Annotated in this window: 17 protein-coding genes and 1 pseudogene; 10 read left to right on the top strand and 8 right to left on the bottom strand. The window is 59.4% G+C overall.

Annotated features, from left to right (window positions below; all coding sequences use genetic code 11):
* Window positions 1-37: 37 nt before the first annotated feature.
* Window positions 38-1,252 (top strand): molybdopterin molybdotransferase MoeA, encoded by a 1,215-nt coding sequence (locus HALKA_RS0113425; protein ID WP_018258477.1) that lies wholly within the window; start codon window positions 38-40, stop codon window positions 1,250-1,252.
* Window positions 1,249-3,123 carry a molybdopterin biosynthesis protein gene (locus HALKA_RS0113420; protein ID WP_044956701.1) on the top strand — a complete coding sequence of 625 codons (1,875 nt, stop codon included), beginning with the start codon at window positions 1,249-1,251 and terminating at the stop codon, window positions 3,121-3,123. The genes HALKA_RS0113425 and HALKA_RS0113420 overlap by 4 nt, the downstream gene beginning before the upstream one ends.
* A 177-nt stretch (window positions 3,124-3,300) precedes the next feature.
* Here the strand turns inward: HALKA_RS0113420 and HALKA_RS0113415 are convergent, their stop codons facing one another.
* The 7 genes and pseudogenes from HALKA_RS0113415 to HALKA_RS22385 form a co-directional block, all read right to left on the bottom strand.
* Window positions 3,301-4,191: an arsenite methyltransferase gene (locus HALKA_RS0113415; protein ID WP_026190315.1), complete on the bottom strand. Its 891-nt coding sequence runs from the start codon at window positions 4,189-4,191 to the stop codon at window positions 3,301-3,303.
* 150 nt (window positions 4,192-4,341) lie between these two features.
* Window positions 4,342-5,298: a permease gene (locus tag HALKA_RS0113410; RefSeq protein WP_018258474.1), complete on the bottom strand. Its 957-nt coding sequence runs from the start codon at window positions 5,296-5,298 to the stop codon at window positions 4,342-4,344.
* Between the two features lies 1 nt (window position 5,299).
* Window positions 5,300-5,683 (bottom strand): ArsR/SmtB family transcription factor, encoded by a 384-nt coding sequence (locus HALKA_RS0113405; protein WP_018258473.1) that lies wholly within the window; start codon window positions 5,681-5,683, stop codon window positions 5,300-5,302.
* Window positions 5,684-6,084: 401 nt separating this feature from the next.
* Window positions 6,085-7,122, bottom strand: a complete 1,038-nt coding sequence (locus HALKA_RS0113400) for a tyrosine-type recombinase/integrase (protein WP_018258472.1) — start codon at window positions 7,120-7,122, stop codon at window positions 6,085-6,087.
* Entirely contained in the window at window positions 7,119-7,535 is a 417-nt protein-coding gene (locus HALKA_RS0113395; RefSeq protein ID WP_026190314.1) for a DUF5805 domain-containing protein, read from the bottom strand. The genes HALKA_RS0113400 and HALKA_RS0113395 overlap by 4 nt, the downstream gene beginning before the upstream one ends.
* A gap of 638 nt (window positions 7,536-8,173) precedes the next feature.
* Entirely contained in the window at window positions 8,174-8,641 is a 468-nt protein-coding gene (locus tag HALKA_RS19565; RefSeq protein WP_018258470.1) for a hypothetical protein, read from the bottom strand.
* A 691-nt stretch (window positions 8,642-9,332) separates the two neighbouring features.
* Window positions 9,333-9,714, bottom strand: a pseudogene (locus HALKA_RS22385) (hypothetical protein); the annotation flags it as partial.
* A 503-nt stretch (window positions 9,715-10,217) separates the two neighbouring features.
* Here HALKA_RS22385 and HALKA_RS0113375 point away from each other — a divergent pair.
* The 8 genes from HALKA_RS0113375 to HALKA_RS19560 all read left to right on the top strand — a co-directional run bounded on the left by HALKA_RS0113375 (window position 10,218) and on the right by HALKA_RS19560 (window position 17,745).
* Window positions 10,218-10,976, top strand: coding sequence for a HEAT repeat domain-containing protein (locus tag HALKA_RS0113375; protein ID WP_018258467.1), 759 nt, complete (start codon window positions 10,218-10,220; stop codon window positions 10,974-10,976).
* Window positions 10,977-11,039: 63 nt separating this feature from the next.
* The gene (locus tag HALKA_RS0113370; protein ID WP_018258466.1) at window positions 11,040-12,278 is read left to right on the top strand and encodes an ABC transporter substrate-binding protein; all 1,239 of its coding nucleotides are present in this window, start codon (window positions 11,040-11,042) and stop codon (window positions 12,276-12,278) included.
* Between the two features lie 109 nt (window positions 12,279-12,387).
* Window positions 12,388-13,449 (top strand): FecCD family ABC transporter permease, encoded by a 1,062-nt coding sequence (locus HALKA_RS0113365; protein ID WP_044956699.1) that lies wholly within the window; start codon window positions 12,388-12,390, stop codon window positions 13,447-13,449.
* Entirely contained in the window at window positions 13,446-14,297 is an 852-nt protein-coding gene (locus HALKA_RS20425; protein ID WP_080505821.1) for an ABC transporter ATP-binding protein, read from the top strand. The genes HALKA_RS0113365 and HALKA_RS20425 overlap by 4 nt, the downstream gene beginning before the upstream one ends.
* Before the next feature lie 58 nt (window positions 14,298-14,355).
* Window positions 14,356-14,841 (top strand): hypothetical protein, encoded by a 486-nt coding sequence (locus HALKA_RS0113355; RefSeq protein WP_018258463.1) that lies wholly within the window; start codon window positions 14,356-14,358, stop codon window positions 14,839-14,841.
* A 39-nt stretch (window positions 14,842-14,880) separates the two neighbouring features.
* On the top strand, window positions 14,881-15,522 hold the full coding sequence (locus HALKA_RS0113350; RefSeq protein WP_018258462.1) for a hypothetical protein: 642 nt from the start codon (window positions 14,881-14,883) through the stop codon (window positions 15,520-15,522).
* Between the two features lie 36 nt (window positions 15,523-15,558).
* On the top strand, window positions 15,559-16,749 hold the full coding sequence (locus HALKA_RS0113345) for an ArsB/NhaD family transporter (RefSeq protein ID WP_018258461.1): 1,191 nt from the start codon (window positions 15,559-15,561) through the stop codon (window positions 16,747-16,749).
* A gap of 210 nt (window positions 16,750-16,959) precedes the next feature.
* Window positions 16,960-17,745, top strand: coding sequence for an ABC transporter substrate-binding protein (locus HALKA_RS19560; protein WP_018258460.1), 786 nt, complete (start codon window positions 16,960-16,962; stop codon window positions 17,743-17,745).
* A 52-nt stretch (window positions 17,746-17,797) separates the two neighbouring features.
* Here the strand turns inward: HALKA_RS19560 and HALKA_RS21960 are convergent, their stop codons facing one another.
* The gene (locus tag HALKA_RS21960) at window positions 17,798-18,334 is read right to left on the bottom strand and encodes a hypothetical protein (RefSeq protein WP_018258459.1); all 537 of its coding nucleotides are present in this window, start codon (window positions 18,332-18,334) and stop codon (window positions 17,798-17,800) included.
* Window positions 18,335-18,434 lie beyond the last annotated feature (100 nt).

The following is an 18,434-nucleotide window of genomic DNA, read 5'->3' as shown; positions in this document are numbered from 1 at the left end:
TCGTGGCTTTTTGCCCTCCGGCGGCCTGTGTTCGAGTATGACAGACGACCCTCGAGGCGTCGGATTCAGAGAGCGGACGCGGCTCGGGCCGGCCCGCGGGCGGCTGCTCGACTCGCTGTCGCCGGTGTCTCGAACGGAGGCGGTGCCGATCACGGACGCCGACGGACGGGCGCTCGCGAGCGAACACACGGCCCGGCGACCGGTGCCACACTATCCGCGCGCGGCGATGGACGGCTTCGCCGTTCGGGCCGAGGACACGTTCGGAGCGACCCGACGATCGCCGGTCCGACTGGAGCGATCGGAGTCGGTCGGCCCGAACGCCGCGTGCCGCGTCCACACCGGGAGCGAACTGCCGGAGGGTGCCGACGCGGTCGTACGGGTCGAGCGGGTCGAGGCCGACGACGCGACGATCGAGGTGTTCGACGCCGTCGCCAGCGGCCAGAACGTCGCGCCGGTCGGTGACGACGTCGCGGACGGACAGCACCTGTTCGATCCCGGCCACCAGCTCCGTCCCTCCGATCTGGGACTGTTGAAGGCACTCGGAGTCGAGACCGTGGCGGTGTTCGAGCGCCCGCGAGTCAGCGTCGTCCCGACGGGCGAGGAACTCGTCCAGTCCGATCCTGAACCCGGCGAAGTCGTCGAGACGAACGGCCAGACCGTCGCTCAGTACGTCCGGCGGTGGGGAGGGGAACCGACCTACCGTGACGTGGTCACCGACGACGAGGCCGCGCTTCGGTCGGCGATCGAGCGAGACCTCGACCACGACCTGATCGTGACGACCGGCGGCTCCTCGGTCGGCGAGCGGGATCTCTTGCCGGCGGTCGTCGACGATCTCGGGACGGTCTCGGTCCACGGCGTCGCACTCAAGCCCGGCCACCCGGTCGCCGTCGGCCGCGTCGAGGAGACGCCGATCCTCGTGTTACCGGGCTATCCGGTGGCGACGATCGTCAACGCCGTCCAGCTGCTCCGGCCGGCCCTCAAGAAGCTCGCACACCTCCCCGAGCGCGAGCCACCGGTGACGGAGGCCCGTCTGGAGCGAAAGGTCGCGAGCGAGGTCGGGACGCGCTCGTTCGTCCGCGTTCGGCTGGATCGTGACGGCGACGAGCGGACGGCGACACCCACCAGAGCCAGCGGTGCCGGCGTCCTCTCCAGCGTCGCGCTGGCCGACGGCTGGGTCGTCGTTCCAGAAGACAGCGAGGGGTACGACGCCGGTCGGACCGTCGCCGTCGAGGACTGGGAGTGGTCGCCGTGAGCGACCGCAAGGAGTTCCGTGATCTCGCGACGCCCGAGCGCGCACACGAGGTCGCCGACGGCCTCGACATCGATCCCGGTGCCGAGACGGTCCCCCTCGACGGGGCCCGCGGGCGCGTCCTCGACGAGCGCATCGACGCGACACTGGACGTGCCGGGGTTCGATCGGGCGAGCATGGACGGGTACGCGGTCCGGGCCGAGGACACCTTCGACGCCGACGAAGCGAGCCCGGTGACCCTGTCGCTGGCCGGCGCGGTCCACGCCGGTGAGCGGCCGGCGGCGTCCGTCGAATCCGGAACGGCGGTCGAGGTCTCGACCGGCGCGGTGATGCCCGACGGTGCCGACGCGGTCGTAATCGTCGAGCGGACGACGACGACCGACGACGGCGTCGAGATCAGAACCGCAGTCACTCCCGGCCAGAACGTCATGCTCTCGGGGGCAGACATCGCTGCCGGGACCCGGGCGCTGGGCCCCGGAACGCGGCTCACCCCCCGCGAGATCGGGCTGCTCTCCGCGCTCGGCGTCGACGAGGTGCCGGTCCGAGCGAAGCCGACGGTGGGTATCCTCTCGACGGGCGACGAACTCGTCCGCCCGGGCGAGCCCCTCCAGAGCCAGGCTGGAGAGATCTACGACGTGAACAGCTACACGATCGCGACGGCCGTCGCGGAGGCCGGCGGAGCGCCGGAGCTGTACCCCCACGTCGGCGACGATTACGAGGCCATGAAGCGACTGCTCCGGCGGGCCGCGACGGAGTGTGATCTCGTCCTCTCGTCGGGATCGACGAGCGCCAGCGCCGTCGACGTGATCTACAGTGTCGTCCAATCCCAGGGGACGCTCCTCCTGCACGGGACCGCGATCAAGCCCGGAAAGCCGATGTTGATCGGTGAACTCGGCGACGCGGCCTACGTGGGCCTGCCGGGGTATCCGGTCTCTGCGCTGACGATCTTCCGGACGTTCGTCGCACCGCAGATCCGCGACGCGGCGGGTCTCCCCGAACCCGCCACCGCGACCGTGACCGGCGAGATGGCCGTCCGGGAACGCTGTGAGGAGGGTCGCCGCCGGCTGCTGGCTGCCGGCCTCGTCGAGAACGGCGACGGCGACCTGCTCGTCTACCCGGTCGACAAGGGCAGCGGCGCGACGACGAGTCTCGTCGACGCGGACGGGACCGTGACCGTGCCCGCCGACACAGCCTTCCTCGACGCGGGCGAGTCCGTCACGGTGGAGCTGTTCTCGCCCGACGTTCGGCCTCCGTCGGTGCTGTGTGCCGGCGACACCGATCCCGTGGCTTCTCAGCTCCTCGACGGTCTGGACGAGCCACGCTTTCTCCCCGTCGAGACCCGTGAGGCACTGCGGCGACTGCGTGAGGGGATCCCCGACGTGGTGGTTGCCGCTGGCCCGACCGGAGCGCCCTCGGACGCCGTCGAGTTGGGCGGCTGGACTCGCGAGTGGGGGCTCGTCGTCCCCGCGGGCAATCCCGACGGCATCGAGGGCGTCCCGTCGCTGGTCGACGACGACAGATCGATGGTTAATCTCGCGACCGGATTCGGGCTCCGTACCAGCTTCGACGCCCATCTCGACGCCCTCGCGGACGAACGCGACATCGCCCGGAGCGAGCTGACAGACGACATCTCGGGGTACGACCTGACGACCACCGGCGGCGAGAGCCCGGCCCGCGCAGTCTCGGACGGCGACGCCGACGCCGGCCTCGGACTCCGGGCGACTGCGACGGCGCTCGGACTCGGTTTCGTCTCGTTGGGCCGACAGCGGGTCCGCGTACTCACAACGGCCGATCGTCGAGACAAGCCCGCAGTCGATCGACTCGCCGGTGCGATCGACGAGGTCGACCTCGCGGAGTTCCCCGGGTTCGACTGACGACGACAGCCGATCGCTCTCTGCTCCCCGCGCTCTCACACTCTCGGTGTCCGCGCGGCCGTCGCGGATAACGTCGTGCTCGATGGTCTTCGTGTTCACAGAGGACACCAGCTTGCCGGATCGCTGTGCGAGAGTCGCGGGTCCGATGTTGACGTTGCACGAACTCCGATATCGCGGCTAAGCGCTCGGTTTGTGTCCCCGAATAGTCGCAGAAACGAGGTACTCATCTAAGTCGCGATCATCACCCCATTCGCGGATGAAGTCTTGGGTTTCGTCCTTGGGTTCGATTCGGACATCTTGGAAACCGGTCTCCTCAAGCAGAGCCTCCAATCTCTCGATCAGTGACGCACCACCGATGCACTCCGCGATCGAGTCAAGGTCTGCACGCAATTCCTCGGGGAGCTTAGCCGTCAAAACGACGTCCGAGATCGCCAATCTGCCGCCGGGATGGAGCACCCGATACGCCTCTTCACACACCTGCCGCTTGTCTGGCGAGAGATTGATTACGCAGTTCGAGATGATGACGTCGACGGTTTCGTCGCCGACGGGCAGATGTTCTATCACACCGAGCCGGAATTCAACGTTCTCAGCGTCGTTGTTCTCACTGCTTGTGCGGGCTTTCTCGATCATCTCAGGCGTCATGTCGACGCCGATAACGTGTCCCTCCGTGCCGACCTCATTTGCAGCGAGGAAACAGTCGAATCCACCGCCGGAACCGAGGTCCAGGACCGTCCTTCCCGGAGACAGGTTTGCGATAGCGGTCGGATTACCACACCCGAGCCCGAGGTTCGCATCGGCTGGAACCGACTCGATATCTTCGGAACTGTACCCAACGTGTTCTGCCCATGTCGCTGATGTCTTATCGTTTGTACAGCAGCCGGTTAGCGTCTCCGTGTCGGTATCGCCACTCGTCGGCGACTCCGTATCACTACAGCAGTCGGCTGTCGTGTTCGATTCACAACAGTCCGTGTCCTCCGATGCGACCCCCGCGTATCGGTCACGGACTGTCTCGTGCTGTTCGTCGTCAGTGAACGTCGCTTCTTCTCGTGAAGTCGTATTCTCAGTCATCGTTGTTTGTATGGTCCGTGTCGGGTTTTTCGAATCCGCTGCTCGGGAGTTGTGTCGACTGTCGGTTCGATGGCCCAAGCGCCAACTGGCGATCTAACGAGCGGTTCACCGTCACTGGCAGGTCTGTGTGTTGGTGTCTCATTTCGGGGATCAGACGATGAGGAAGTTGAACACGACACCGACGACAACACCGATTGTGACGACGGTTCCAGCGTAGACGAGCAATAGTCGGCGCTTGAACAGCTTGTTCAGGAGAATCAGGTTCGGTATACTCACACCGGCTCCACCGATGACGAACGCGAGCACAGTTCCAACGGCGATTCCCTGTTCGCTGAGGGAGGCCGCGATGGGGAGCATTCCACTGAGGCTGACGTAGACCGGAGCCCCGACGAGTGCGGCCAGTGGCACGGAGAGCGGGTTCTCCGGACCGAGCACGGTTCGAACTATCTCGACGGGGACGACGCCGTGAATTAATGCTCCGAGAACCATCCCGAGGACAAGATATGGAAGGGTATCGACGAAGAACGACCACGCTTCACGCGCGGCCGATTCGAAATGCTGCCGGTGCGTTTGCTCCGTATTCGCCGCTCCGCCGGCACAGCAGTCGACTGTTCCGCCGTCTGCGACGGTCTGACCTGTACTATCCGTAATGTGGACTTCCTTGACGTGGTCGGCCAAGCCCAGCCGACCGATAACGATTCCGCCGAGAACGGCTGCGAGAAACGTTATGAGGACGTACCAGACGGTTACTTCGATTCCGAACAGCCCGATTAACAACAGTACGGCGATCTCGTTGACGAGTGGCGAAGCGAGGAGGAACGAGAAGGCCAGTCCGAGCGGCGCACCCGCCCGAAGCAATCCGGCTAAGACAGGGACGGTCGAGCACGAGCAGAACGGCGTCACCGCGCCCAGTCCGGCGGCAGCGACGTTACCGGTGCCTTCATCGTGGCCGCGGAGTTTCCGCTCGACTTTTTCCGGCGGGAGATACTCCTGTGCTAATCCGACGAGGAACGACGCCCCGATGAACAACGGGACGAGAAGGAACGCGAGGTGGAGGAAGTAGTTCCACGAGTCCAGGAGCGCGTTGGTAAGGCTCGGTGTGAGCATCTCAATCGTCCCCCTGAACGGCCTGAGCGAGGTCGAGCAGATCGAAGACCGCGGTGTCGGCGATGCGGTAGTAGCTCCACTTGCCCCTTTTGCGGGATTTGACCAGCCCGGCCTCTCTCAGCTTCCGGAGGTGGGTAGCGACGGTGGATTGGGGGGCGTCGAGCACGATCTGTAACTCACATCCACAGCACTCTGATTCCCGGAGTGCGCTGAGAACGCGGATGCGATCTTCATTCCCAAGGGCCTTGAACACCGTCTCCTGACCGGCGACATCTTGTTCGGATTGCCGAACATCCCGTAAGGCGGCGATCCGTTCTTCCGGGTCGTCGTACAACCGTTCAAGTGCGCTATAGGCCTCGTCGTGTGACGGATCTGCATCAGACATATTTTCATTTCCCGGTTTGAATCACTCGCAGCAATCCTCTGATTCGGATCCTGGCGAGGTAGATCGTGTTTCTTCGATGCTTGTCCCACAGCAGGACTCTTCGTCCTGCTCGTAGCGGCTTACGAGACGGTTCCAGAGTCGACCGAGGGTACTTTGAGCCATCTCCACCATATTGTATTTTCCCGATTTACATGAAGATTGTGGTGGCTCGGACCTCGGTCTCCTTGCCGAGAAGAGGATTCGTGTTGTCACGATTCAGTGCAGTGGAGTAGTCGAAAACGGTGATGTACGCGAGTGGGATTTGATCATCTCATCGGAAAGCGCCGATACATTGATATAGCGAAATATAATTCACGTGTCTGCAAGCTGCCGTCGGGTCGCCGACAAAACAGTGTCAAGTGCTAACAGATATTGTACACGTGCTCGTCGTAGACGGTGCGAACGCGGTCGCCCCACTCGTGGGTGTACGTGTCGATCACGTCCTGGGCCACGTCGCCGCGCAGATACTTCACGATCCCGCGATCACCAGTTCGATCTCGGAGGTGTGTCGTGAAGAAGTGCCTGAAGTAGTGCGGCGTCACGTTCTGGGCCGCGTCGCCGCCGTCCTGGTACCAGCCCCGGTCGCGTGCGCGGCGTTCGACGACGTGGTGGACCATGTCCGGCGTGAGTCGCTTCCCCCAATCCCCGCTCGTCGACGTGAACAGCGGCTCTGCGGTCGATCTCGGATCTGGGCGGACGGCCAGCCACCGTTCGAGTACGTCGCCCAGCTCCGCGTCGACGGGGACCGTCGTGTCCCGTTTTCGCTTGTTCGAGGCCGTCCGCTCTTCGCCGTTGACGACCGCACCACGCGCCGGCTCGGCCGAGACGAACAGCGAGTCGGGGCGCTCTTCGAGCTGTGGCCGAATCGCAGTCCCCGCCGTGACCGCACACTCCGACAGATGTAGGTCACGAACGTCGAGATTACAGAGCTCGCCCGCACGCATCCCGGTCTTCAACAGCGTCACGACGACCGCTCGCTCCAGGGGATGGCCGATGTCCCGGACGAACGACCGCATCGCCGGGATGGGGATCTCTCGGCGCTGGGGGTCGGTGTCGATCGTCTCGTCCATCTCCTCCATTACCAGCGCCATCGGATTGTCCTCGAAGGTTCCGACTTGATTCATGTACGCGTAGAACCGATGCAAGTATGAGGCGTACGTCGCGACGGTCGAGTCACTCTGCTCGTCTCTGAGCCCGTGGACGTACGCCATACAGTCTCGGTGGGTCGCTTCGGCCAGTCCGACCGGCCGGGCTCCGCTGTCGAGGAAGGACTCGAACTCCCGGAGCACGCGCTCGTAGTACTCCCGCGTTCGATCCGTCTTTCCGTGGTAGGTCATATCGTCCAGAAAGTAGCCAACCGGGTCCTCGCCCGCGTCGACGGCATCGGTGTCGGAGCTCATTTCTTGACGTACCCTCCCTCTCGCCCGCTGTATCTGATCTCGTTGCGCGCCTGGAGATCCTGTAGCGTCTCGTCCAGTTGCGCTTCGATGTCGTCGGTCACTGCCGCGACCAGCTCGTCCCACTCGTAGCTGTCGCCGTCGGCGAGGGTCGAGAGAACCCGGTCTTCCAGACGCTGACCCTGGGGGTCAGCGTCCGATTGTTCCCCTTCACCGCCTTCAGCTACTGTCGACGGTTCGATCGAAGACGGGTCAGCAGTAAAACCACGTCTCCCGGCCTGTACCATCGATCTGACGAACTCGCTGAGGCTCATGTCGAGTTCGTCGGCGTGTGCCTGCCACTCCTGTTTCTGATAGGTCGGAACGTAGGACTGAATCCTCGCTCGGGAGGTGTCGACGCCGCCGTTACGTGCCATACCGATCTCGTCACTTCCCAGCCACATCAATCTAACTCACTCACACAGATAAAGACCTTTATCTGTGGAGATAATGTCCCGTAGCGGCCGGCAACTAATACTTTATTTGTGTATCTATGCTCAGATAGCACTGAAGATTATGTTCACAAATAAGTATTGTTTCTACAGCAGCGACACAAATCGCCGACGACGCCAATCGATCTGGTCAGCAGCGGCCGCTCGCTGTGGACGGTGCCGACTGTCGCCGTGTCGGAACACCGCGACCGTGGGTACGCTCTGCGACGCAGGCGCTCTTGCACGACTCGCTGCATCGGACGAGACTCTGGCATGGAGCTGATCGCGCACGACTTCGAGAGATCTCTGTGCTCGAACGAGCGACGATCGGATAGAAAGATCCTATCGGACGGCCGCCGGTCGTGGCGACACTCGACAGCCGGTCCGTCACACGACCGACTGTCACCGTGGTTAGCTATTTCCAGCCCTGTGGCCTCCAGTCGTTTACAAAGTTACAGCCGCAGGAGCAGTCCATGAATGACTGACTCGATTCGACGCCGCCACCATACTGCCGGCTGTCCGTCTGTACAGACCGTTGGGACCCCGTGGTCGCGACTCTCTCGAAACAGTGACAGCCGGAAGTATCAGTCCAGAAATACGCCTGTCCCCGGAATCGCGTCGGCATCGCGGGCAGTTCGTCGAACCACTCGGCTGCGTGGACCGATTCGCCTGCCGGTTCCACGCCGGTGAGATCGTACGCTCTCGACACGGGGACGCCGCCGAAGGTGACGAATCCCCGCGGTCCGTTCGCCGTCGTCCGTTTCGACGGTGATCTGCCAGACGCCTTCGATCGCAGTCGTGAACGCCTCGTCCGGTGTCACGCTCTCGACGGGGATCTTCCACGAGCAGGTGTCCGTTTGCTGTCGGAGGAGGAGCTCGCCCGCTGGGTTCGTGATGCCCACGCAAGCGAGATCTGGGAGGTCTCTCATCCGGTCAACGACTGCCCGGTCGACGACGTCTCGCTGCTCGTGATACGGCACTGTATCGTCCGCAGAGAGGCGCTCGTAGTCGACGATCGGTTCGATCTCCGGAGATGGGGTGTCTGTCGTCATGGTGGGTGGGTTGTGTCGTGGCTCGATCGAAGCGAGCGTTCCCGGCGGACGTTCGAGCGAGGCCCCCGCGAAATCAGTGTTCGACTGATACTGCCGGCTGTAAGTCTGTACAGAATTTCGCGACCACGAGGTCGCGAATATCTTGAAACAGTTACAGCCGGCAGTATGACAAGCGGCGGACTAATGAATGTACCGGCAGTTCGGAAGGCGGATCCGTGCCGGATATCCTCCCGTCGATCGGATAGGCCGGCACAGATCTGCCAACTGCACCTCGGCCTTTCACCCCCAGGGCTTTCGGTGCTGTCAGTTGCTTCGGCCAATCTCCGCACCTTCGGACAGTCGATCGTCGCCAAGCGCCGGGCTGTGGCGACGGATCTCGACGCCACTACCGACGACGGTCGGTGCGGACGAGCCTCTCGCTGGTCTCTCGACGGCTCGATCCGTCCTCGTCGGCTGCCGTCCGGCAGCGGATCGCGAGTGTGACTCTGGAGCTGGCGTCTTCGATCGTTTCTCGTCTGTGGTCGCCATATATGATCAAGTTCTTTCATTTCTGCCCATCGGAAGTGACCGCAGTGGGACTGATAAATTGCATAGCACTATACAGAAGTGGGCGTGCGAACGACCACAGATTCTGCATTTGGATTTCTACAAACCACCAACTCAACAACACTTATCGCCAATGTCGAGCTAATTAGCACTTTAGGAATAAGTTCCGGAGGATAGACTGTGTTTGGGTTAAATCTCCGTCGACACCCGCTTTCAGCAGGAAGTCGGTGAGCCGTGAGATGTTGTAGAGCAAGGCCGCAAACACGAAGTAGACAGCCTGAATCTGTAGTTTTTTGGCGAGGTCTTCGCGAAGAAGTCGTTCTTGATGCTCTTGTACCCGTTTTCGATTTGTCAGCGCCGACTGCAGCGCCGGCAGAACGACTATGCTACCTCCGGGGCGACTGGAGCTTCGTCGCGAAGACGGTCGTCCCCTCACGACTCGTCGACGGTACGTACAGGAACTGCATCGAGTGACCTCCTGATTCGACGTGAACGGACTCCGATTCTACCGCGACAGTTTGTCCGTCAGCTCCATCACGTAGCGCCTGTGTGAGCTCGATTCCGGTCTTGTACCCGTGAGTCATCCGGCAGGTACGGTCCGACAGCGGGTCCAACGTCTCCGACATCGATTCTCGGTTGTATCGGCAGAATAGAAGTGGCCGTGGTCTCGTCTGTACGGACGTTATTTGTCGATAGAACTGCTCACGAGGGACTTCACAATCCAGCGCGGAACCACCGGATTGAGGCAATTAGTCCTGAAAGCCACTCACACACCAACTGACCTGATGACTGAACCGGACCAGCCGCCAACGCCCGACCGCTTGCCCGAACTCCTCGAGCAGGGGACCAAAGAGGAGATCGTGGCGTATCTTGACCGGCTCGCCACGGCTGAGACTGAGGCCCGCAAGCGTGCGTTGCGGGCAGTTCGGGACGTTGTACAGAACGGTCCGGCTCCGTCGAGTAATTCATCGACCCGCTTTCGACGTCCTTAATCGAGGAGGACAGAGCCGTCAGGCTGACCACCGCGAAATTGTTCGTCAGGCTCGCCGAGGTCGAGCCCGAGATTGCCTGCCCAGCTGTTGACACGCCCGCTGACCGGCTCGCCGACGACGGGGAGTTCTACTACGTCCGGGCGCGGTGCGCGGAAGCGCTGGGCTACGTCGGCCACGACCACCCGGAAGCGGTCAGCGATCCGGAGATCCTCGCTGACTTCCGTATTGGGCTGTCGTTCGACAAAACGGAGGTCAAAGAGAAACTCGCGGAGGCTGGAGTGTGTCGCGTTGGGCGACCAGAGTCGGCTTCGACATCAGATCGGGTCTTGGTTGATCACCTTGACGAGGACGAAGAATTGGTCCGGTATCACCTCTGTACGGCGTTGGCAGCGGTCGGCTGTGAGCACCCCGGGAAGCTTGTGGACGGTCGCGACGCCCTCGTGGCCCGGCTCTCGGATGTAAACGAGAACCCGTACACTCGCGGCCGGGCCGCTGAGTTGCTGGGGCTGCTGGAGGACATCGACGGTGAGGGCGTGACCGTGCCCGATGAGATCGATTGGGACGAGGATAAGACGGCCGAGTTCGTCCGCTCCAGACTCTGGTTTTTCCGGGCCGCACAGGTGGAGCAAACAGTTGAAATAACTGATGGTGTGGGGACGCCCGACTCAATACGAATCAGAACCGAGGTGGTCGTCAACGCGATGACGACGCCCGATGGCGGCGAATGCCCACAATGTGAACTCGCAACTCCAGAAGGCGGGCCACCGATGTGTCCGCGACGTGACGCACCGCGGTGACCGACGGATTAGGCTGGCCTAAAGTTCGAAGGGTTTTTGTCTATTTAGGCGAGCCTAAAATACATGTCGAGAGACGACGCGGCACATGAGGCACCGACGCGGCGTGACTATATCAAGTATAGCGGGGCGATTGTCGGCGGCGGACTGCTCGCCGGCTGTACGGGTCAGTCCGACTCCGGGTCGACGTCGACCGAGAACGACGACTCGACCGAGAACGACGACTCGACCGAGAACGACGACTCGACCGAGAACGACGACTCGACCGAGACAGAGACGGAAACTTCGACGGTCTACGAGGTTTGTACGGAACCAGCAGGTTGTGTGACGTTCGAATCACCTCCGGAGACGGTGGTCTCGCCCAATCTAAAGTACATCGATATGAGTGTGGCACTCGGAGCGTACGACGACCTCGCTGGAATCGGGGAGCCGAAAGACATCGAGGGCTACGCCGATGAATACTGGAACACGCTTTCCGGCGTCGATGTTCAGGTTGGCGACCGGGAGCCCGTAACTAACACCGGCTCCGGTCCGCCCGCGCCTCTCAAAGAAGTGTACTACGCTATTGATGCGGATGTCCATCTGATGGATCCCAACCACCTTCGCCGGAGGTTGGACGAGGAAGATGTGCAGGATCTCCTAGAGATCGGACCGTTCATTGGCAACTCGAACCGACACCCCTACCGTCGTAATGACGCGTGGGGCGAGTACGCCTTTTATGATCTGTACACGGACTTCGAGAAGACCGCACAGGTATTCCAGCGAGTCGAGCGGTTTGAAGCGTTCCAGGCAGTCCACGACGAGATGCAGACCCGGATCGACGAGCGTATCGGAACGGACATTGAGGCGAAGGCGGTAGGAGTATTCGCCGGTGGTAGCAATCCGACGAAAGGTGAGTTCCAGCTACGGGACCCCACACTCGAAGGACTCGAAACGAAGCAGTTCCGCTCTCTCGATGTAAGAGATGGGATGCCGAGTGTCGACCAGACAACACAAAATCCCATCGTCGACTACGAGGCACTGCTCCGGGACGATCCCGATATTATTGTCGTCCAGTGGGATATCGCGGTCACTCAAGAGGAGTTTAATACGCAGTTCCGAGAGCCGATGCAACAGGACACGTCAGGGGGTGAACTGACTGCAGTCCAGAACGACGATATCTATCTGACTGGACAGGAGCAGGGCCCGATTACTCATCTCTTCCAGACGGAGCGGCTTGCACAGCAACTTTACCCCGATGTCTTCGGTGGTGCGAATCTGTTCGATCACCAGCGGGTGGCAGACATTATCAACGGAAATCTGTAGTTACTACATGAGCAACGACAAATGGGATTTCGAGCTTGACAGCGGGCTTGATACTGAAGAACAAACGAGGCTTCCCGAAGAGATAGAGCCACCCGAAACGACGCCGGAAATGGGCTGGATCACGCCGGAAGTCATCACAGTCGCCATCGTCAGTACGGTGCTCGTCATCGCTTCGGGGCTCGTTCAGCTGACTTTTGGGGCGTATCCCTTGACGGTTCGTGAAGCATGGCAAGCAGTACTTGATCCAGCAGTCATCTGGAACCTCGATACGCTTCGAGCGTTTGTTTTCCAGAGCACGAATCCCGATGTCGCAACCGGGACGCTCGTCGTCTGGGATATCAGACTCCCACGAGTCATTGCGGCGGTCATCGTCGGTGCGAATCTCGCTGTGTCGGGGGCCGTGTTCCAGTCCGTGACACGCAACGAAATGGCGAGCCCGTTTATTTTAGGTATCAATAGCGGCGCGAGTCTCGCGATCATGCTCACGCTGGTCGTGTTTACTGCGTTCACGCCGTTTCTTCCTCTGTTGGCTGCAGCCGGCGGAACCGTCGCCTTCCTCATCGTGTACGCTATCGCTTGGAAGGGTGGTACGAGTCCGGTTAGACTCGTTCTCGCTGGGGTCATCGTCGGCACCCTCATGGGATCGATCCAGACGGCTTTGTTCTTTTTCGCGCCGGATATAGACGTGATACTCACAGCTTTGGCGTGGACGACCGGCTCGCTAACCGGTGCCGGGTGGCGCGAAATCCGGCTCGTGTTCCTGCTGAGTGTCTTGAGTGTCGGACTGACCGTTATCGGAGCACGGCAACTCAACGTACTGATGCTTGGAGAGGAAACTGCAGGTGCGCTCGGAATGTCGGTCGAACGGGTCCGATTCGCGCTGTCCGGCGTTGCGATTCTCTCTGCGAGCAGTGCCATTGTCGTTGCTGGACTCGTTGGCTTCGTCGGGCTAATCGTCCCGCACATGGCGAGAAACGTCGTCGGTAGCGACTACAAGCAGTTAATTATCGCCTGCGTGTTCATGGGACCGGCATTGATGACCGTTTCCGATATGTTCGCTCGGCTGATAATTAGTCCTGGCCAGCTACCGGTGGGGGTACTCACCGGACTGATTGGAGGGCCCTACTTCCTGTACCTGATGCGACGCAGACAAAAATTAGGTGAACTATGAGTAAACAGATCGAATCACGGCAGGTTGCCAACGATGGACATCAAGCAGACGGCTACGCGACGAACGATGTCATTGAAATCGAGAACATCGTACTGGAGTACAGTGCGTCAGATACTCGTGTTATCGACGGGGAATCGGTCTCGATTCCTGAAGGGCGGGTAACGGCCCTCGTCGGCCCCAACGGTAGTGGAAAAAGTACATTATTAAAAGGAATCGCAAACAGGCTGGCACCGACGAATGGAACAGTGCTACTCGACGGTCGAGCAGTCCACGAGTTCGATTCGAAAGAGTTAGCTAGGCGGATGGGTCTGCTCTCGCAGGAACACGAGGCACCAAGTACGCTGACTGTCGAGGGCCTTGCGTATCACGGTCGATACCCACATAGAGGCTTCTTCGAGTCCGTCAGTCGTGAAGACAAAGTCGCAGTCGAGCGGGCACTATATCTCGCCGGGGTCCGTGACCTCCGAGACCGCGAGATAGAAAGCCTCAGTGGAGGACAAAAGCAGTTGGCTTGGGTCGCAATGGTACTGGCACAAGAGACCGATGTCCTCCTTCTCGACGAACCCACGACATTCCTTGATCTCGAACATCAACTGCAGGTCATGGAGATCGTCGAGACTCTGCGTGTAAATTCCGAGATCACTGTGGTTCTGGTTCTCCACGACGTAACGCTCGCTGGCCGTTATTCCGACCATATGATTGCATTATCTGACGGCGAAATTACAGCTGAAGGAACACCTGATTCTGTCATGACCTCTAATATGTTTGAAAACGTATTCAACGTTTCAGTTACGGTGGATACTCATAACGGATCACCCCGTATCACGCCGGAAAGTAGTCTCGAATAGCTGTGTCGCGTGAACAAATCGCAACACTTATTTTTTAGGTTAGCCTAAAAATGAGTGCATGTCTGATGCACACGAGCTCGAGATTGACGCTATCGTTGATATCAATCGTGAACACTTCGATGTCGCAGCTGGCGAAACGCGGAGCCTGAAGACGGACATGGAAACCGACGGCCTCGATGTCGTATTCGAAGCTGAAGTGTCCCACCTGGACGAGAACGGTGATATAGAAATCATCGCTGAGAACTACACGGCGGTCGATTTCGCCGAACTGGACTTTGCGAACACTGACGTGTTTGAAGGCGAGCCGGGATTCGAGGCGGACGGGATCAAAGTCGAGCTCAGCCCCGAATTCGAATCGGGTAGTGACGCTGACGGTGACGAGACAGCGGCCAAGGCCGAGATCGAAACGGAAATCGAGATCGAAGTCGATGGGGACTGCTTCGAAATCGAGCTCGCCGAGCCGAAGACGACGGTCGGCACGTTGGAGACAGACCAACTGACCGTCGAGGCGACTGCTGAACTCGCACACGTCGGCGAGGAGTAATCTAACTCTTCCGACCACGGTCGCAATTTTTGATGCTGCATGTCGACACCAGCGATAGAAATCGAGGCAGAAGTCGAGATCGAGCGAGAAGCACTTGATGTCGAATCCGGCGGGTCGCGAAAAGCCAAGACTGACCTCGAGACGGATGGGCTTGAAATCGAATTCGAGGTTGATGTCGCTCTTACAGAGGAAAGCGATATGATTCAGGTGGACGCTGAAGCAGAGGTTGAAGCCGATCTGGAACACCTGAAACTAGATCCTGAAGAACACCGGGAGGCTGACTCGGAGTCCGATATAGACGGTGTTGGAATTGACGTGGAAACCGATGTCGATGGTGTCCCACAAGAGACAGAGGGAACCGATAAAGAGGTAACCCACGATCCCGACATAGAAGTGGAAGTTGAGGTTGAAATCGACGAAGACAAGCTCGAAATCGAAGTCGGTCGAGAAAAACTGCTACTGGAGCTCTCGAAACGGACCGGGCGTCGGTCAACGGTGCGATCGATTTTGAAATCGTCGACTCAGGAAAAGAACCGGAAAACGACACAGAAGTTGTGGAGGCTACCACGCCTTTCAAGTGATTCAAACGAATTGGTCGATCTACCCGTTCTAACAAACAGCTTTTTATATTATCTGGATTCTGCATGGTATTTGGCTCTCCGTAAACCAGTAGAAAAGTAGATCTCCAGTATATCACATATAGAAATTAATGTATTTATGATATCTGAATCGGCAGTGATTGGCCTCGTCCTCGGGACGTTCGGACTGCTCTTTTTTAGACGGGTTCGGGTCTATCCGCTCACTCGGTCGATCACCGCTGCGACCGGTGCGGTCGTTGTCATCGCGCTCGGGGCGATCTCTTCTGAAGAAGCACTCCGCAGCATCGACAGCGAAACGATCCTGTTACTGTTCGGGATGCTCGCCCACGTCGAGGCGCTCTCCAGAAGCGGATTCTATCCGTGGGCAGCCGCTCAGCTGGTCCGCCGGACAGGAACGGTCCGGCGGCTGGTGATCGGAACGCTCTGGCTGGCTGCGATCTTGAGCGCATTGGCGCTCAACGACGCCATTGTGCTCCTGATGACACCAGTCTTGATACAGGCGGTCCGAGACGCCGATGTTGATGCCGTCGGACCGCTCGTCGCGGTCATTCTCGGAGCAAATATCGGGAGTGTCGCGACGCCGCTCGGAAACCCACAGAACGCGTATATCCTCAGTCAGAGCGGCCTCACGACGCTCGAGTTCGTGAGTGTGCTCGGACCGATCGCCGGCGTGTCTCTCGTCGTCACGACGGCGATGCTCGCACTCCAGCATAACGGAACGCCCATTGAATCGACCGTTTCTGTCCCCGAGATCGACCGTCGATGGGCGGTCTCAAGCGGCGCGTTTCTGATCGGAACGTTCGTGCTAATGGCTGCGCTCCCGACGGTATCGGCCGGGATCATCGCCGCGGGGATGGGCATTTGTCATCTCGCGTGGCTTCAACTGTTTCGTCGACTTCCCGGCGAGGAGGTCCTTGCCGAAATGGACTGGGGCATCCTCGTGTTGTTCGTCGGACTGTTCGTGCTCGTGGGAAGCGTTCGTGATACGGCTCTCGTCGAGAGCCTCCAACAGGTCGGCAGCGGGCTGGGCTTGGCTAGTGTGACGTTCGTCCTGTCGAACCTCGTCAGCAACGTGCCTGCCGTCGTGTTGTTATCGACGGCGGTCTCCGATCCCACCGGGTGGTATCTTCTGGCGGCGGTTAGCACGCTAGCCGGGAATGCGACGCCGATCGCGAGCGCGGCAACGCTGATCGTCCTCGATCAGGCGAGTCGACGCGGGGTCGACATCTCCATTGTCCATCTCACTCGGATTGGACTTCCGATCGCTGTCGTGACGAGCGCGCTCGCGACAGCGATTCTGTTAGTCTGATAGAGCCAGTTCGTTGCGAAGTGGCGTTTTCAGTACTGCGATACATTCTTTTAGTGTTTGAGTGATACTTCCCAACCGATCTCGGAGATGTCATGAGTTGTCTGATTCCCTCGCTGTAAGACTGAAAGCTGAATCTGGATTTTAACAGGTAAAGCAGGGAAGAAAAGAAGGCACGCATCAGATCTATCCTCCGAGATTCTGGTACTTTTCATGGACCCGGCCTTCCTAACCGCAGCCCGTGATTCGTGGTCCCAGGAAGTCATCGAGGAGATAGAAGAGAACGTCGCGCCGTTCTTTGGTATACGGATTGATAGAGATCAGTCGGACGCGATAGGTTACGAACCTTCGTCGTTATACGATACGTTCGAGAGGTACGCGCAATTATTCAAACAGGAGGCTCGCTATCGAGCCTTCACTAAAGTGCATCGACAAATGCTTCAGGAGGTCGAATCGCGACTGCCACGGGAGGAAAACCGGCCGTCGATCGGGTTTCTCAACAATGGATCAAACCCCTCATCAGGAGAGTTCTACGCTCTACCCATCCGCGAAGTAGGTACCGAATGCAAACAGTTCCGTGATTTGGGTGTGGAGAACGCATTTCGGGAATGGGCGTTATACGGTTACGAGGGGGTTCTCGAGACTGACCCAGAAGTAATCGTCTATTCGGATAGTTTTAACCATATTTTAAATTATATGATAATGGAGGGCGGGGCCCCGTCGTTCGATTATGAAACCTTCCGCGATTATTATGTACAATCCCTGAAGGAAAATTCAGTTGGTCAACAGGTGACTGCCGTACAGGAAGGGAATGTGTATCCAGGTGGTGTCGGACAGCAAGGCCCGGTGACAAACCTCTACAACACCGAGATTCTCGCTCAGCAGCTGTACCCTGAGCAGTTTGGCGAGTTTGATCCGGAGAATCCTTTCGAGAGTCCGGAGGAGCACCAACTCTTTGACCGCCAGCGCGCCGCCGACATCATCAACGGCGACTTCTAAACCCGCCCACCGGTACCCCCATCATCTGTAGTTAGCATTCAGGAGTTTGTCTTCACTCACGATTCTCTTCGGATTGGTCATCTGTGATGGGCTCGAGAGATTCTTCCATCCGTTCGAAATGAGCTTCACGGAGCGCCTCCTCTGACGACTCTTTCTGCACCACAGACGTACCATCAGGCATCTCTACGTCCTCATCCACCAATGGGTCTACGTCGACTACCATTTTGCGAATCTCCATATCTCGATTGATTTTACCGACCAGCTGCTCGAACGCCGTCTCACGTTCCTGCCGAATCCGGCGAAGCTCTCGGTCTTTCCGCTCGAACTCTGTCTGCACTGCCCAATCATACACACGACGCCCGAGGATGGTTAGCTCATACCGCTTCTCTGTCCCATGCTCGGTCGGCCTGTGACTTACCGTGAACACGTCGCGCTCAACGCCTTCCGAGAGCCGTGAGGACACTGTCGAGCCACTTACCGCAACCGCGTCGACGAGTGCGTTGAATGTCGCTGTTCCCGTCCCGATCTCCGTGATGAGTTCCGCCGCTCCCTTCTTTCGAAGAAACGCCTCGAGTTCGTCTAAGCCCATCGTACCTCCCTGTTCTCCACCTACTACTATAAATCCAAGTGATATTTGATTCAAACTGGTTCTTGGCCTATATCGAATTATGTCCGCAATCAATTCTCCA

The sequence above is a fragment of the Halomicrobium katesii DSM 19301 genome (assembly GCF_000379085.1).
In the GTDB taxonomy this organism is placed as follows: Archaea; Halobacteriota; Halobacteria; order Halobacteriales; family Haloarculaceae; genus Halomicrobium; species Halomicrobium katesii.
This window is presented reverse-complemented; position numbering and strand designations above follow the sequence as displayed.